This window comes from Lacticaseibacillus chiayiensis (assembly GCF_004123795.1).
GTDB classification, from domain to species: Bacteria; Bacillota; Bacilli; order Lactobacillales; family Lactobacillaceae; genus Lacticaseibacillus; species Lacticaseibacillus chiayiensis.
Genome location: NZ_MSSM01000005.1, coordinates 36,137 through 50,739, shown reverse-complemented (window position 1 = coordinate 50,739; position 14,603 = coordinate 36,137). Strand labels below are relative to the sequence as shown.

Here is a 14,603-nt window from a genome sequence, read left to right as displayed (position 1 = left end):
AAAGAAGTGCCAGCTGCAAGCTCTGTTGTAAAGCACGCGATGATGCAAACTGCTTATTCAACTTGAGTTAGAAGAGGCGGTTCTTAATATGCAGTTTTAAAGTCGAATCGGGATTAAGTCCAAAAACCTGCTAATCAAAGCGCTTGATAAAGTTAACACTTGTGCTGGTCATGACGCGGAAAACGTTGCTGTGGTATGCTTTGACTAGAAAACGGTTATTGCCGAGTGTCCGAATAATGTGGCCAACAAAAGGTGATGATTCGTGATTGAAGAAGAGTGCCACTTTATAGTGCCGCTGCATGGCCTGGTCAATGAAAAGATCCACCTGATGCATTGGCATGCGGGCAGTGGGCGCTGCCAGATCGAATATTTCGCGATAAGAAGCCACAAGATGCTGGGTGACGCTTTGCAGTGCTGATGATTTGTTTTCCATGATCAAGCCTCCGAACGTTTGTTTGTAACTTCATTATACGAACATGTGTTCAAACTTGCAACTATTTTTTTAACCTACGATCGCTTCAGTCACAAGATGATATGCAAACGGAGGTGTTTTAGTTTGACCCTTGCAGTTGTTTTCGGTGGTGGCGCGGCGCATGGCGCATATCAGGCAGGCGTGTGGACTGTTTTGGGTCCGCGACTGGCGCCGACTTTTGTCATTGGTTCTTCAATCGGCGCTATTAACGCGACGGCAACAGCCCGCATGACGCCATTCCAATTAGCGCGCTGGTGGCAATATTTTACAGCGCGTCAAATGAACGGTCCGGTGTTTGCCCGCCGTAATTTTGTTCCATTGCTCGATCAAATGCTGAAGATGCCCAAACGCGATGACCGAGCGGTGTTGGTTGTGACAACCTCGCTGCCGGACTTTAAGGCTCATGTAGCGCGGCTAGATGTGCTCGATGCTACGGATGCCAGAGAATGGTTATTAGCGTCGAGTGCGATGCCGGGTGTGTTCACTCCAGTTAAACGACAAGGCATTAGTTTTGTGGATGGTGGCGTGGTCAATGATTTACCGGTTGATCTTGCCAGAGATATCGGTGCCGATTTTGTTGTGGCGATCAGCGGTGAAGGCATTGGCCGTATTGGTCATGATCACGGTGATTGCTATCTAAAACCCAGTCGCCGGTTGCCGCAACTCTTTGATTTTAAACCGGGCGCAATCGCTTCCATGCTGGAGTTGGGTCGTCAGGATGCCGAAAATGCGTTACACCGCATGACGTTTTTGTTACCAGATCAGTGAAGCAGTTGAAATCAGCGTCGAAAAAGTGCAAAATGTTCAGTAATACTTAACGAAAGAGGTTCACACATGCACGAACGGGGGATGCTGATTGTTTTGTCCGGCCCGAGTGGTGTCGGCAAAGGAACGGTTCGTCAGGCCATGTTGAATGGCAATTATCGGGATTTTCAATATTCAATTTCAATGACCACACGCCAAATGCGGCCCGGTGAGGTTGACGGGGTTGATTATTATTTCAGAACCAAGGCGCAGTTTGAGCACGAAATTGCGACAGGTGGTATGCTTGAATATGCGAAGTACGTCGACAACTATTATGGTACGCCGCTGAAATATGTAAATGAGACGCTTGATTCCGGGCGTGATGTGTTACTTGAAATCGAAGTCAATGGTGCCATGCAAGTGCGCAAGAAATGTCCCAACGGCGTTTTTATTTTCCTGACGCCGCCAGATTTAGGTGAGTTGCGCCATCGGCTAAAAGGCCGTGGTACCGATGACGATGAAACGATTGATAAACGCATTCGCAAGGCAGCTTCGGAAATCACGATGATGGAGAACTACGATTATGCTGTGGTCAATGACAAGGTTGATTTGGCTGTGAAGCGGATTGAACGCATTATTGAAAGCGAACATTTACGAGTGCCACGCGTGATTGATCGGTACAAAGGCATGTTGGCAAGTGCCGACTTAGCCAGATAATGACAGGCTGACTGCTTGCGATGGCAAAGCGGCTATTATGACAAAAAGGAGTTTCGTCTTATGATTATTTATCCTTCTATTGACAAGTTATTAGAAAAGGTGCCATCACGGTATTCACTAGCTGTGTTGGCAGCAAAACGTGCTCATGAACTCGAATCCGGCGATTTGAAAATGTTGTCTGACTACAAGTCTGATAAGAGTGTCGGCAAAGCGCTTGAAGAAATTGCAGCTGGTGATGTGGTCATCGATCCAAAGTCCAAGTTACTCGAACGCGATGCTGAAAAGCTGGATCGTAAGGAGCAAGCATAAACTATACATGCTGGTCATCCATTTGGGTTTGTGCTAATAGGAAAGGGAGGCAGGGACATTGCAAAAAGTCCACTGCCTCTTTTTTGAGTGCGAGCGCGTTATTCTGCGCTGATCTTCAACGATTGTCATCCAGACTTTGGGTTCTTGCAAGCATGCCGGCATTCCGCTAGCTGTTTGCTATAATGAATCTAAGAATACGGAAGCAAAAGAGGTGCCTCATGAAGAAGCAACAGATAGCCTTGTTTGTCACTGGCGGTATTGCTGCTTACAAAACGCCGTTACTGGTCCGGGCTTTGGTCAAAGCGGGCCATGACGTACGCGTTGCGATGACAACAAGCGCTGAAAAGTTTGTCACGCCGGAAACACTTGCAATTGTTAGTAAGCACGCCGTTTTAACGGATGGAGGTGAATTTGATCATCCCGAACATGTCGCTCACGTAGCTTTGGCTCACTGGGCCGACTTAGGCGTTATTGTGCCAGCTACGGCCAATACCTTGGCAAAACTGGCGGCAGGCATGGCCGATAACGTGGTGACGACGACTTTATTGGCAATGGCCGCTCCCAAACTCATGGTCCCGGCTATGAATGATCAAATGTGGCAAAATCCACAAACGCAATACAACATAACAAAGCTAACCGAGCAGCAAGGGTATCTTTTACTCCCACCGGCAACTGGCCAGTTAGCGGAAGGCTATGTCGGTGTTGGACGAATGCCAGAGCCAAATCAGATTGCCCTCTATATCGAAAACTTGGATGAACCGCGACTAAAAGACCGGCATATTATCGTATCAGCTGGGGGCACCAAGGAACGGTTGGATCCGGTACGATTTTTAACCAATGATTCGTCTGGTAAAATGGGCACCGCTATTGCCAATGCAGCTGCTGGTGCCGGTGCTACCGTCAAGCTGGTTACGACGAAGCAGTTGCCGGTTATTCCCGGCGTGACAGTTAAACAGGTGACGAGCGCTCAATCAATGGCGGATACCATTTTGAATGAGTTTGCGGAGGCCGATGCCGTGGTGATGGCGGCGGCGGTGGCGGATTACCGGGCACCGATGATCAGTGACCATAAATTGAAAAAGGCTGATGCTAATAGCGGCTTAACGTTGACCTTGGTTCAGAATCCGGATATTCTGGCGATGTTAGGCCAAAAGAAAACCCATCAGGTGGTGATTGGGTTTGCCGCCGAAACCAACGACGTGTTGGCCAATGCCCAAGCAAAGCTAACGAAGAAAAAAGCAGATATGATCGTCGCCAATGCTGTTGATGCAACGCACGGGTTCAACGCCGATACGGATGCTGTTACTCTATTGCGGCCAAACCAGCCGCCAGTCACGCTACCGGAGATGCCTAAGCATCAGGTGGCTGCCGCATTGGTTAAACAGCTAGCAACGATGTTACCGAAACAAAAGGGGTGAGCGCTTGGCAACGATTGCCAAAGTGATTGTGGATGTTCCGACCATGCAAACTGATCGGCCGTTTGATTACCTAGTGCCACCACGTTTGGATGGTGCACTTCAAGTAGGCATGCGTGTTTGGGTGCAATTTGGAAAAGGGGATCGCAAGGTTAGTGGCATGGTTGTGGCTATTGTCAATCAGAGTCAATATGATGGCGAGCTTAAGCCACTCTTAGACGTACTCGATCCAGCTCCAGTACTTAACCAGGAAATGTTGGCGCTGTCCAAATGGTTGGCGAAAACCACCTATTCGTTTTGGATTGCTTGCATGCAAACCATGTTGCCGACCATGTTAAAAATCGATGCTGTCAAGGTGGCTGAGCCGCTTGCGCTGTCTGCTGATGAGCACACGCGGTATTTCGGTCAAGCGGACAGCGTCGCCATGAATACACTGACTGACGAACAGCAGATTGCACTGATGAAGTTGGCACAAGCCGGCAAAGTGGCGATTTCATACATTAAAAAAGATCGTGCGCGCGTCAAAAAAGTCTTTTATCTTATACCGCAATTATCGCCTGAGCAGGCTGAGGAGCAAAGAAGGCAGGTACGCAAAAACGCCGTCAAACAGCTTGAACTACTTTCCTTCATGAAAACATGGTCGGCGGAACATCAGCGACCCCTGTTAACGGAAGTGGAGCATCGCCATCATCTGACAAAAGCAGTTATTAATCAGGCAGTGGAAAAAGGCTGGCTGAAACTGGAAGCGCATGAAACCTACCGAGATCCATATCCGCAACTCCAGCATCAACCGTTGACGCACCCACTGCCGCTTACAGACGAGCAGCAGGCAGTGGTCAAAACCATTAACGCGGCTGTTAAAGCTAATGAACCTAAGACGTTCTTGTTGGAAGGCGTAACTGGTTCCGGCAAAACTGAAGTCTATCTTCAGGTAATTGCTCAAGTGTTAGCAGCTGGGCAGACAGCCTTGATGCTGGTTCCGGAAATTGCCCTTACCCCGCAAATGGTGGATCGGGTCAAAGGACGGTTTGGCATGCGTGTGGCGGTCATGCACTCAGGCCTGTCAGACGGTGAAAAATACGATGAATGGCGGCGCATTGCCCGCGGTGAAGCCCAGGTGGTCGTTGGCGCCCGTTCCGCCGCCTTTGCACCGCTAAAGCATATTGGCGTCTTCATTATGGATGAGGAACATGAAACCAGCTATAAGCAAGACTCATCGCCGCGTTACCATGCACGTGATGTCTTGTTAAAGCGGGCACAGATTCATCATGCGCCTGTGGTTTTAGGCTCCGCGACGCCTTCACTGGAATCACGCGCTCGAGCAGAAAAAGATGTCTATACGCTTTTGCGCTTACCACACCGAATCAATGATCAACCGTTGCCACCGGTTCACATTGTGGATATGCGCGAAGGCTTTGCCAAGGGTGCGCAGGAGGACTTTTCCGCTCCGTTGTTAGACGCTTTGAAGTTGCGGCTTCAGCGTCATGAGCAAAGTGTTTTATTGCTGAATCGCCGTGGTTATTCAAGTTTTGTTATGTGTCGGGATTGCGGTTATGTTGCAAAGTGCCCTAACTGTGACATCAGCCTCACGTTGCACATGGACACGTACACGTTGAAGTGTCATTATTGTGGCCACGAAGAAGCCATTCCACGCCGCTGCCCGCAATGCGGTTCGGATAAAATCCGTTACTTCGGCACTGGTACGCAAAAAGTTGAAGCGCAACTGCAAAAGTTGCTGCCAGATGCACGGATTTTGCGTATGGATGTCGATACCACGCGGCGCAAAGGTGGTCATGCGCGGATCTTGAATGCTTTTGGGGCCCACCAGGCAGATATTTTGTTAGGGACCCAAATGATTGCTAAAGGACTGGATTTTCCTGACGTGACACTGGTTGGTGTGATTAATGCCGACACGGCACTAGGTTTGCCGGATTTTCGGGCAAGTGAAAAGACTTTTCAGTTGTTGACGCAGGTTAGCGGCCGTGCTGGGCGTGCCGACAAGCCCGGTGAAGTATTTGTTCAGACCTTTAATCCGGATCATTACGCCATTCAATATGCCAAGCGTCAGGATTACGAAGGCTTTTTTCGGCAGGAAATGGCGGTTCGCCATCAAGGCAACTATCCGCCATATTTCTTTTCAACTAAAATCGGTGTCAGTCACGTCGATGAAACCCAAGCAGCTAAAGCTATTTTTTCGTTGGCAAAGGAGCTACGCGACCGGCTTTCCGATCAGGTGATGATGCTTGGCCCGACACCTGGACCGATTGCCCGCTTGAAGAATCGCTATATTTATCAGATCGTTCTAAAATACAAACATGAACCCGCGTTGGCTAAAACATTGCAACACATTCTTGAAGAAACTCAACAAAGCAGTCGACAGGGCTTTCAAGTGACGATTGATCCCGAACCACTGTCATTTGTTTAAAAACAACAACCGATTCGCTAGTATTAACGAACTTAAGATTTGGAGGAAAATATGACTTCAGTAATTTTCTTAGGCACACCCGATTTTGCTGTGCCCATTCTAGAAGGTCTGATCGACCGCAACTATGATGTCGTGGCGGTCATGACGCAGCCAGATCGGAAAGTCGGCCGCAAGCAGAAGGTGGCTGCCAGTCCGGTCAAGCAGGCTGCCGTCGCCCATGGCATCCCCGTATTACAGCCGGAAAAACTTAGTGGCAGCCCCGAATTAGCCAAGGCCATTGCTTTAGCGCCTGATTTAATTGTAACGGCAGCTTATGGGCAGTTCTTGCCGACCAAGTTTTTGCAGGCAGCACATATCGCGGCAGTCAATGTTCACGGATCCCTGCTACCAAAATATCGCGGCGGTGCGCCGATCCAATACAGCATTATCAATGGCGATGCCGAAACCGGCGTGACGATTATTGAAATGGTGAAGAAAATGGACGCCGGGGACATGTTTGCCCAAGCTAAGTTACCACTAACCCGCCAAGATGATACCGGCACCGTTTTTGCCAAGCTGTCATTGTTAGGCCGCGATTTGCTGTTGGCGACACTGCCGAAGATTGTTGACAACACAGCAACTCGCATCCCACAGGATCCTGAAAAAGTGACGTTTGCGCCCACGATTACCAAAGAGCAGGAACATCTTAATATTCACTTGTCAGCACCAGCCTTGGATCAGTGGGTGCGTGCGCTTCGGCCTGATATCGGGGGCTATGTTGATTTGAATGGCCAGCGCACGAAACTGTGGGCAGTGACGCCGCTGTCTAAAAAAACGGATTTACCTGCCGGCAGTATCGTGGACCGTAATAAGCATCAATTGGTGCTGGCTGCGGGAGATCAAACCACCTTTCAAATTGACGAATTGCAACCGGCCGGTAAAGGCAAGCAACATATTGCTGACTATTTGAACGGTCCTGGCCGTGATTTCACAGTTGGACAGCAGGTGATCACCGATGAAGCCAAATAATCCGCGATTACTGGCAGTTCAGACGTTGACCCGCGTTGTGGGCAAAGGCGGTTATTCCAATCTGACGCTTGATCACGCCATCACTAAGTATCGGCTTGACAGTCGGGACGCTGGCTTACTGACCAACATCGTTTATGGTGTGATTCAGCATCAATTGACCTTGGACTATCTACTGAAACCGTTCGTCAAAAAACGTCAGCTGGATCCCTGGATTCGGTGTTTGCTGCAAACTGCGGTTTATCAGTTACAGTATTTAGATAAGCTGCCAGCGCGCGCAGTGTTTTATGATAGCACTGAAATTGCCAAACAGTTGGGGCATCAAGGTATCGCTAAGTTTGTGACCGGTGTGTTGCGCGAGGCGCAGCGTACAGGTTTCCCGGAGCCTGAATCCATTCGCGATCCGATCGAACGACTTGCTATCACTAGTAGCACGCCAATTTGGCTTGTCAAAAAGCTGCGGGAACAGTTGGGTGTCACTAAAACTGCCAGTATACTGGCGGCAATTAACCAACCTGCGCATGCATCAATTCGCGTCAATACCACCAAAACAACACCAGATGCGTTACTGAAAACCTTAAAGCCGAAGTTCCCCGAGTTGCGGGAAAGCTCACTGACACCGATCGGTCTAATTGCTCCTGGTGGACATTTAGCAGGCACGCCTGAGTTTGCTGCAGGCGATTACACCATGCAGGATGAAAGCTCGATGTTGGTGGCGCCGAGTCTGGATATTCAGCCAGGGGATGCTGTGTTGGATGCGTGTGCAGCTCCCGGTGGCAAAACGACCCACATTGCCCAGTATCTTGATTCTGATCAGGGTGGCCGCGTCACGGCATTGGACCTCCATGCCAACAAAATTCGGCTAATAAAACAAAATGCCAATCGTTTGGGATTAGCCGATCGAGTTTCTGCACAGATGTTGGATGCACGTCAGACCGATACAACTTTTGCCCCAGAATCGTTTGACAAGATTTTAGTTGATGCTCCATGCTCCGGCTTGGGACTGATTCGCCGAAAACCGGAAATCAAGTACACCAAGCAGGCAGATGATCCGCTGCATTTACAACAGATTCAGCTGGCGATTCTTAACAGCGTAGCGCCGACATTAAAAATCGGTGGTCGCCTGACGTATAGTACATGTACAATGGTTAAAGAGGAGAATCAGGATGTTGTCGCGCATTTTTTGGCAGCTCATCCCGAATTTGAACAGGTACCGGTTTTGACGCTCAAGCCATTAACCAAGACTCATGGGGCACCGGCACTACAACTATTTCCAGACGATTATGATACCGACGGCTTTTTCATTGCCAGTATGATTCGCCGTAAATGAGGGGTTTGTATGGAGTTTGCTTATCGCACTGACATCGGTCGGCGGCGACCAAATAATCAAGATTATGTTGGCATTTTCAAGAACCAATCCGAAGCAACGCTTGCCCTAGTAGCTGATGGGATGGGTGGCCACCGCGGTGGTGATGTTGCCAGTGAAATGGCAGTATCGCATCTCGGTTATGCTTTTGAAAAGACCGATACAGCTGAAATCGAGTCAATCGTGCGTTGGCTTATTTTTGAGTTGCAACAAGAAAATGACATGATTTTACAAAAGGCTAAACAGTACACTGATCTTTCCGGTATGGGGACAACGGTGGTGGCGGTCATCATCAGCGGTACACGATTTGTTGTGGCCAATATCGGCGACTCGCGCGGGTACCTTTATCGTAACGGTCACCTGATTCAGATTACTGAAGATCATAGCCTGGTCAATGAGCTGGTCAAACATGGCGAATTGACCCCTGAAGAAGCCAAACGTTTTCCGCAGCGTAATGTGATCACCCGTTCTTTAGGAGTCAGCAGTGATGTTGATGCAGATGTAACGATTTATGACATGGAGTATGATGATTATCTTCTGCTATGTTCAGATGGACTAACTAACATGGTAGACAATGAAAGCATTGCAACGGTTTTGCGCGAAGATATGCCGATTGGGAGCAAGGCCCAGGAGTTGATTCTTCAAGCGAATGCTGCGGGTGGACCGGATAATATTAGCGCCTTGATCATTCATCAGGATCGGAGGGAGCCGTCATGATCGAGCCGGGAATGATTTTAAATGAACGCTATAAGCTCATCAAAACATTAGGCGAAGGCGGCATGGCCAACGTCTATTTGGCGCACGATCTCATTCTCGATCGCGACGTTGCGGTCAAGGTTTTGCGGCTTGATTTACAAAACGATCCTGACACGGTTCGGCGATTCCAACGTGAAGCTATGGCGACCAGCGAGCTGGTGCATCCTAATATCGTGTCGATTTACGATGTCGGCGAAAGCCATGGACAGCAGTTTCTGGTCATGGAATATGTTAAAGGCTCTGATTTAAAGCATTATATCGTTGAGCATTTTCCGATTCCTTATCAGCGCGTCGTCGATATGATGGAAGAAATTCTCTCGGCAGTTCAAACGGCCCATGACCACAATATTATTCACCGCGATTTAAAACCGCAGAATATTTTGATTGATGCAAACGGACATGCCAAAATTACTGATTTCGGGATTGCTGTCGCGTTATCGGAAAATTCCATGACGATGACCAATTCGCTGTTGGGATCGGTTCATTATCTATCTCCGGAGCAGGCTCGGGGGAGTATGCCGACACGGCAAAGCGACATTTATGCGCTCGGGATCATTCTCTTTGAAATGCTGACAGGTTCGGTTCCGTTTGAAGGTGATTCAGCGGTCTCGATTGCGTTGAAGCATTTTCAAGAAGAGGTTCCTTCCGTTCGGGCGTTTGATCCCCATATTCCGCAAGCTCTTGAAAATGTTGTCTTCAAGGCAACTGCCAAGAATCCAGCAAATCGGTATACCAGTGCGGAGGCCATGGCAAGCGATTTGAAAACTGCCTTGAGTCCTACTCGAGCCCATGAAGCCAAGTATGTGATACCTAAGGACGATCTGGATGAGACCCGGATTGTGCCGATCGTTCCCAATGGTCCGACATCGCCGAACAACCATAATGGCCACGCAGATGAACCAGCCAAGCAACCTGTTTCGGAGAATCGCCCCAAAAAGAAGCGCCGTCGATGGGTGATGATGGCTATTGGCGCTTTTGTGGTGCTTTTACTTTTAATTGGCATGGGCGTGGTGATTGCTAATCAGAAATCGGATGTCAACGTACCTGATTTACGCGGTATGACGACTGCACAAGCCAAGACGGCGCTCAAGAGTGCACGGTTAAAGATTGGCAAGTATCGTTATGCTTATTCAACCAAGATAGATAAGGGGTTGGTGATTGATTCCGACCCGAAAAGGCAAGTCAGCGTCAAAGAGTTATCAAGTGTCAACTTGATTGTAAGTCGTGGGCAACCGCGTTTTAGACTGGATGATTATATTGGCCAGGATTACAGTGATGTGAAGGCTGATTTGCAAAAACGCGGCGTGACGGTAAAAGAAAAACAGATTAAAACAAATGAAGCGAGTGCCGGCAAGATTTTAAGCCAAAGTATTAAAGCCGGAACAAAAGTTATTGCCAGCAAAACAACCATTACATTTGGCGTTGCCGAGCCGGTCAAAGTCAATAAGGAAAACACAACATTTGCCTTACGTGATCTGACCGGATATACGGAGAAAAGCTTACGCGACTATGCCAATGAAGTCGGCGTAAAAATTGTTATCAGCCAAAGTTATTCCGATTCTGTCGATACCGGTATGGTGATCAGTCAGAATCCGGCTGCGGGCACGCAGGTTCAGTCCGGCGCTACGGTGAACGTGACGATTTCTCAAGGCCCAGATCCTAATGAGGTCAAAACCGTTTCGAGGACTATCTCGATTCCTTATCAAGCACCGTCTGCTTCTAGCAGTACTAGTGCAAGTGCAAGTAGCAGCGGCGTGACGCCAAATGGCATTCAGGTTTTTATTGGTGACAAGACGCACAACATTAATACCATCAACAAGACATTCAACATTACGGCCGATGACCAAGTCACGATTACGCTGCAGGTCAGCAAGAAGTATCCAGGTAGCTACCGCATTGTGCGAGATGGCACGGTGATTGCGCAGGAGGACAATATTACCCAATGAGTGATGAATTAACAGGAAGAATTATTAAACAAATCAGTGGGTACTATGATATCGCGGTTGGCGAAAAGATTTATCGTACCCGCGGCCGTGGCAGTTTGCGCAATGACAATATTACGCCATTGGTCGGCGACTTTGCTGCTTTTCAACCGGGTCGCGGGGATGATGAAGCTATCTTTTGCGGATCCTCCCGCGGCATAATGCCTTGGTACGTCCACCGGTTGCCAATGTGGATCAAGCGTTATTAATTACTTCTGCGGTTGAGCCGGACTTCTCTTTAAACTTGTTGGATCGCTTTCTGGTTTATCTTGAAGGACACGCCATCCACGCTGAAATTTATTTAACCAAAACCGACCTCGCTTCTGCCAAGTTGCTTGAAAAGATTCGAGCTTCATTGACAGGCTACCGAGTAATCGGCTACCCTGTTTTTGCACCTGAACACGTTTTTAATTCAACGGTTTTAAAGCAGGTTCAGGCAAGCTTTGCGGATAAACTAACGATTTTTACCGGGCAAACAGGGTCGGGAAAATCGACTTTAATCAACCACTTGGTACCGGGACTGGATTTGGCGACAGCTTCTATCAGCCGTGCGCTGAATCGCGGCCGGCATACGACGCGGACAACGGATTTATATCCGATTCACGGTGGTTTGGTAGCTGATACGCCGGGCTTTTCGTCGCTGGGTTTGCTTGATGTCACGCTGGCTGACTTGCGCGATCGCTTTCCTGAGTTCGTTGCCTTGGCACCTAACTGTAAGTTCCGCGGGTGTCAACACGTCAGCGAGCCGCACTGTGCGGTCAAAGCTGCTTTGGCTGCGGGCAAAATTATGGCAAGCAGGTATAAAAATTACTTGCAGTTTCGCGAAGAATTAAGCGGCAAGCGGCCAGTTTATAAGAAAAAGTAATCGATCATGTGTGGACTGGTTTTTAACCGTGCCAGCTCACGCTTATATTAACGCGTTCACTGGCACAGAAATCTGCGTGTAAGGACCTTGGTCGCAATGACCTAAGCCCGGGCCATCACGCCCAAGGCCGCTTACACTCCGATTTCTAACCGTGCCAGCTCACGCTCACATTAACGCGCTCGCCAGCGCAGAAGCCTGCATGTAAGGATCTTGGTCGCACACGCCCAAGGCCACTTACACTCCGGCTTCTACCCGCGCTGGCTCGTGCTCACGGAGGAATCTATATGAAAATTGCCCCATCAATTTTAAGTGCTGATTTTGCTTATCTAGCTCGCGATGTTGAAAAAGTCGAACAAGCGGGAGCGGATTTGTTGCATGTGGATGTCATGGATGGCCATTTTGTCGGTAATCTGACGTTTGGTCCGTTGGTTGTTCAGGCATTGCGTCCGGTGACCAATCTGCCGTTGGAAGTGCATCTTATGGTGAGTGATCCGGGCGTCTGGGCGCCGGAGTTTGCCGAGGCCGGTGCCGATACGATTTTGGTACACGAAGAAGCAACCAGCCATCTTTATGGCGTCTTGCAACATATTCGCGCTGCCGGGGTTCGTGCCGGGGTGGTTGTGAACCCCGGTACGTCATTGAGCAGTTTGGATGAAGTGCTGCCCCTTGTTGACCAGGTTTTGGTGATGACGGTCAATCCTGGATTCGGTGGTCAGAAGTTTTTGACGCCAATGGTAGACAAAGTTGCCCGATTGTATCAACTTAGGCAGGAACGGGATTTGCATTTTGCGATCGAAGTCGATGGCGGGATTAACGACCAAACAGTGAAGGCGGCAGCAGCGGCCGGCACCGACATCTTTGTGGCGGGTTCCTATGTGTTCGGCGCGTCAAATGTCGGTGATGCGATTACGGCTTTGCGTGAGGCGGTCAAATGACAGACGTCAATATCATGGCTGGCGGGCCACAGGATAATCTTTCGGGTGATTGGCAACAATTAACCGGTAAATGGATCGGGGTTGATCGTGGCGCCTTGCGATTGGTCAAGGCAGGCATTCAACCCGTGCTGGCAGTTGGCGATTTTGACTCGTTGACGTCGGAAGAATTTCAATTGGTTCATGACCGGGTTCAAGAAATTGAACAGGTTCCTTCGGCAAAGGACGATACGGATACTGAACTGGCGATGAAGGTGGCCTTAACGGATTTTTCTGCGGACAAAGTGACGCTGGTCGGGGCAACCGGCGGCCGACTTGATCATCTTTTGTCCAACTTGTTTTTGCCGCTTCAGCCACGTTTTCTTGTTGACATTGAGCGGATCCATCTTCTAGATGAGCAAAATCACGTGGATTATTACGGTCCGGGAACACATGAAATTCAGCCGTTATCGGGTTATCGTTACGTGGCTGTTATCAATTTAACGCCGGTAACAGATTTGGCCATTATTGGAGCCAAGTATCCGCTAAAGTCTTGGAGCGCCGCATATCCGTATGCGTGGGCATCAAACGAATTCATCGGAAACAATTCATTTACGGTCAGATGGACGACAGGTCAAGTAGCGATCATTTACAGTCGTGATCGCGTTGGTCAAAAAGCTGACAATTAGCCAGCAATTGACGAGCAATGGGTCAGAATTAAGCGGCTAAATCATGGCTGTCAAGTAATTTTACTTTGCAAAACTTCTTGCATTTGCCGCGGGCCTATGATAAGTTAGTTGAGTGAAAAATTCGAGGGTGACCTTGAGAAAAAGGAGGTCATATTGTGGCTAAAGATGTTATTACAGGTCGTCATACCACGTTTGGCAACAAGCGTTCACACGCTTTGAATTCAAGCCGGCGCACATGGAAAGCCAACCTGCACAAGGTTCGTATCCTTGTTGATGGTAAACCAAAGCGGGTATGGGTTTCTGCACGTGCCCTTAAATCAGGTAAACTGACCCGGGTTTGATCCCATAAATACAAAAAGATCCTGACAATGAATGTGATGCACCCTTCATTGTCAGGATCTTTTTGCTTATCCAGCAGGGAGCTGAAACAACCGCAAAAAGAGAACCTAGGCAAGCATTCATACAAACGCGGGCGCTTTTAATGCTTTCTTGCCTATGCTACACTAACTGTTAGAATTGTACGCGGTGTGGAAGATCATCGTGAATGGCTAGGAGGATTCAGCATGGCGGTCAAAATCAAAACCAAGTATGGGATTATCGACATTTCCAACAATGTCATTGCGACAGTAGTTGGCGGTGCCGCAACATCGATTTACGGCATTGTCGGGATGGCAAGCCGCAACCAGATTCGGGATAATCTCAATGACATTTTGAAGCGTGAAAATTATGCGCGCGGTGTTGTGGTACGCCAGACTGATAATGGCGTCAAGATTGAAGTCAATATCATTGTCAGTTATGGCACCAAAATATCCGAAGTTTGCCGAAATGTCCAAGACAAAGTAAAATACAACCTCGAAACGATGTTGGGGGTCACAACTGACGAAGTGACCGTCATCGTCCAGGGCGTCAAGGTATTAGGCGACTGACATTAAGACACTGTCATCTGA

At 48.8% G+C, this 14,603-nt stretch carries 14 protein-coding genes and 1 pseudogene; 14 read left to right on the top strand and 1 reads right to left on the bottom strand.

What is annotated here, in order from left to right; all coding sequences use genetic code 11:
* Positions 1-130: 130 nt before the first annotated feature.
* The gene (locus BVJ53_RS02395; protein ID WP_049169511.1) at positions 131-433 is read right to left on the bottom strand and encodes a hypothetical protein; all 303 of its coding nucleotides are present in this window, start codon (positions 431-433) and stop codon (positions 131-133) included.
* A gap of 96 nt (positions 434-529) precedes the next feature.
* On the opposite strand from BVJ53_RS02395, the gene BVJ53_RS02390 reads away from it, so the two are divergent.
* From BVJ53_RS02390 to BVJ53_RS02320, 14 genes and pseudogenes are all read left to right on the top strand, one after another.
* Positions 530-1,240, top strand: a complete 711-nt coding sequence (locus tag BVJ53_RS02390) for a patatin-like phospholipase family protein (protein WP_129300987.1) — start codon at positions 530-532, stop codon at positions 1,238-1,240.
* A 66-nt stretch (positions 1,241-1,306) separates the two neighbouring features.
* On the top strand, positions 1,307-1,933 hold the full coding sequence (gene gmk / locus BVJ53_RS02385; protein WP_025012432.1) for a guanylate kinase: 627 nt from the start codon (positions 1,307-1,309) through the stop codon (positions 1,931-1,933).
* A 60-nt stretch (positions 1,934-1,993) separates the two neighbouring features.
* A complete protein-coding gene (rpoZ, locus tag BVJ53_RS02380; protein WP_129300986.1) occupies positions 1,994-2,242 on the top strand; it encodes a DNA-directed RNA polymerase subunit omega in 249 nt (82 codons plus the stop codon).
* Between the two features lie 218 nt (positions 2,243-2,460).
* Positions 2,461-3,660, top strand: coding sequence for a bifunctional phosphopantothenoylcysteine decarboxylase/phosphopantothenate--cysteine ligase CoaBC (gene coaBC / locus BVJ53_RS02375; protein WP_129300985.1), 1,200 nt, complete (start codon positions 2,461-2,463; stop codon positions 3,658-3,660).
* Positions 3,661-3,664: 4 nt separating this feature from the next.
* Complete coding sequence (priA, locus tag BVJ53_RS02370; protein ID WP_129300984.1) at positions 3,665-6,082, top strand: primosomal protein N'; 2,418 nt, start codon at positions 3,665-3,667, stop codon at positions 6,080-6,082.
* 51 nt (positions 6,083-6,133) lie between these two features.
* Positions 6,134-7,090, top strand: a complete 957-nt coding sequence (gene fmt / locus BVJ53_RS02365; RefSeq protein WP_129300983.1) for a methionyl-tRNA formyltransferase — start codon at positions 6,134-6,136, stop codon at positions 7,088-7,090.
* Positions 7,077-8,417 (top strand): 16S rRNA (cytosine(967)-C(5))-methyltransferase RsmB, encoded by a 1,341-nt coding sequence (rsmB, locus tag BVJ53_RS02360; RefSeq protein WP_129300982.1) that lies wholly within the window; start codon positions 7,077-7,079, stop codon positions 8,415-8,417. Before fmt ends, rsmB begins: the two co-directional genes overlap by 14 nt.
* A gap of 9 nt (positions 8,418-8,426) precedes the next feature.
* Entirely contained in the window at positions 8,427-9,170 is a 744-nt protein-coding gene (locus BVJ53_RS02355; RefSeq protein WP_129300981.1) for a Stp1/IreP family PP2C-type Ser/Thr phosphatase, read from the top strand.
* Entirely contained in the window at positions 9,167-11,155 is a 1,989-nt protein-coding gene (pknB, locus tag BVJ53_RS02350) for a Stk1 family PASTA domain-containing Ser/Thr kinase (protein WP_129300980.1), read from the top strand. Before BVJ53_RS02355 ends, pknB begins: the two co-directional genes overlap by 4 nt.
* Positions 11,152-12,056 (top strand): annotated as a pseudogene (gene rsgA, locus BVJ53_RS02345) (ribosome small subunit-dependent GTPase A). Before pknB ends, rsgA begins: the two are co-directional and overlap by 4 nt.
* A gap of 284 nt (positions 12,057-12,340) precedes the next feature.
* Positions 12,341-12,991, top strand: a complete 651-nt coding sequence (gene rpe / locus BVJ53_RS02335) for a ribulose-phosphate 3-epimerase (RefSeq protein WP_129300979.1) — start codon at positions 12,341-12,343, stop codon at positions 12,989-12,991.
* On the top strand, positions 12,988-13,656 hold the full coding sequence (locus BVJ53_RS02330; protein WP_129300978.1) for a thiamine diphosphokinase: 669 nt from the start codon (positions 12,988-12,990) through the stop codon (positions 13,654-13,656). Before rpe ends, BVJ53_RS02330 begins: the two co-directional genes overlap by 4 nt.
* 155 nt (positions 13,657-13,811) lie before the next feature.
* Positions 13,812-13,997 carry a 50S ribosomal protein L28 gene (gene rpmB / locus BVJ53_RS02325; RefSeq protein ID WP_010488015.1) on the top strand — a complete coding sequence of 62 codons (186 nt, stop codon included), beginning with the start codon at positions 13,812-13,814 and terminating at the stop codon, positions 13,995-13,997.
* A 222-nt stretch (positions 13,998-14,219) separates the two neighbouring features.
* Positions 14,220-14,582, top strand: coding sequence for an Asp23/Gls24 family envelope stress response protein (locus tag BVJ53_RS02320; RefSeq protein WP_010488017.1), 363 nt, complete (start codon positions 14,220-14,222; stop codon positions 14,580-14,582).
* Positions 14,583-14,603: the final 21 nt, after the last annotated feature.

Excerpts from the sequence above, each read along its gene's own strand:
- gmk (WP_025012432.1), top strand. The coding sequence starts at position 1,307 with ATGCACGAACGGGGGATGCTGATTGTTTTGTCCGGCCCGAGTGGTGTC.
- rsmB (WP_129300982.1), top strand. The coding sequence starts at position 7,077 with ATGAAGCCAAATAATCCGCGATTACTGGCAGTTCAGACGTTGACCCGC.
- BVJ53_RS02395 (WP_049169511.1), bottom strand. The coding sequence starts at position 433 with ATGGAAAACAAATCATCAGCACTGCAAAGCGTCACCCAGCATCTTGTG.
- BVJ53_RS02390 (WP_129300987.1), top strand. The coding sequence starts at position 530 with ATGATATGCAAACGGAGGTGTTTTAGTTTGACCCTTGCAGTTGTTTTC.
- rpe (WP_129300979.1), top strand. The coding sequence starts at position 12,341 with ATGAAAATTGCCCCATCAATTTTAAGTGCTGATTTTGCTTATCTAGCT.
- fmt (WP_129300983.1), top strand. The coding sequence starts at position 6,134 with ATGACTTCAGTAATTTTCTTAGGCACACCCGATTTTGCTGTGCCCATT.
- BVJ53_RS02320 (WP_010488017.1), top strand. The coding sequence starts at position 14,220 with ATGGCGGTCAAAATCAAAACCAAGTATGGGATTATCGACATTTCCAAC.
- coaBC (WP_129300985.1), top strand. The coding sequence starts at position 2,461 with ATGAAGAAGCAACAGATAGCCTTGTTTGTCACTGGCGGTATTGCTGCT.
- BVJ53_RS02330 (WP_129300978.1), top strand. The coding sequence starts at position 12,988 with ATGACAGACGTCAATATCATGGCTGGCGGGCCACAGGATAATCTTTCG.
- BVJ53_RS02355 (WP_129300981.1), top strand. The coding sequence starts at position 8,427 with ATGGAGTTTGCTTATCGCACTGACATCGGTCGGCGGCGACCAAATAAT.
- rpoZ (WP_129300986.1), top strand. The coding sequence starts at position 1,994 with ATGATTATTTATCCTTCTATTGACAAGTTATTAGAAAAGGTGCCATCA.
- pknB (WP_129300980.1), top strand. The coding sequence starts at position 9,167 with ATGATCGAGCCGGGAATGATTTTAAATGAACGCTATAAGCTCATCAAA.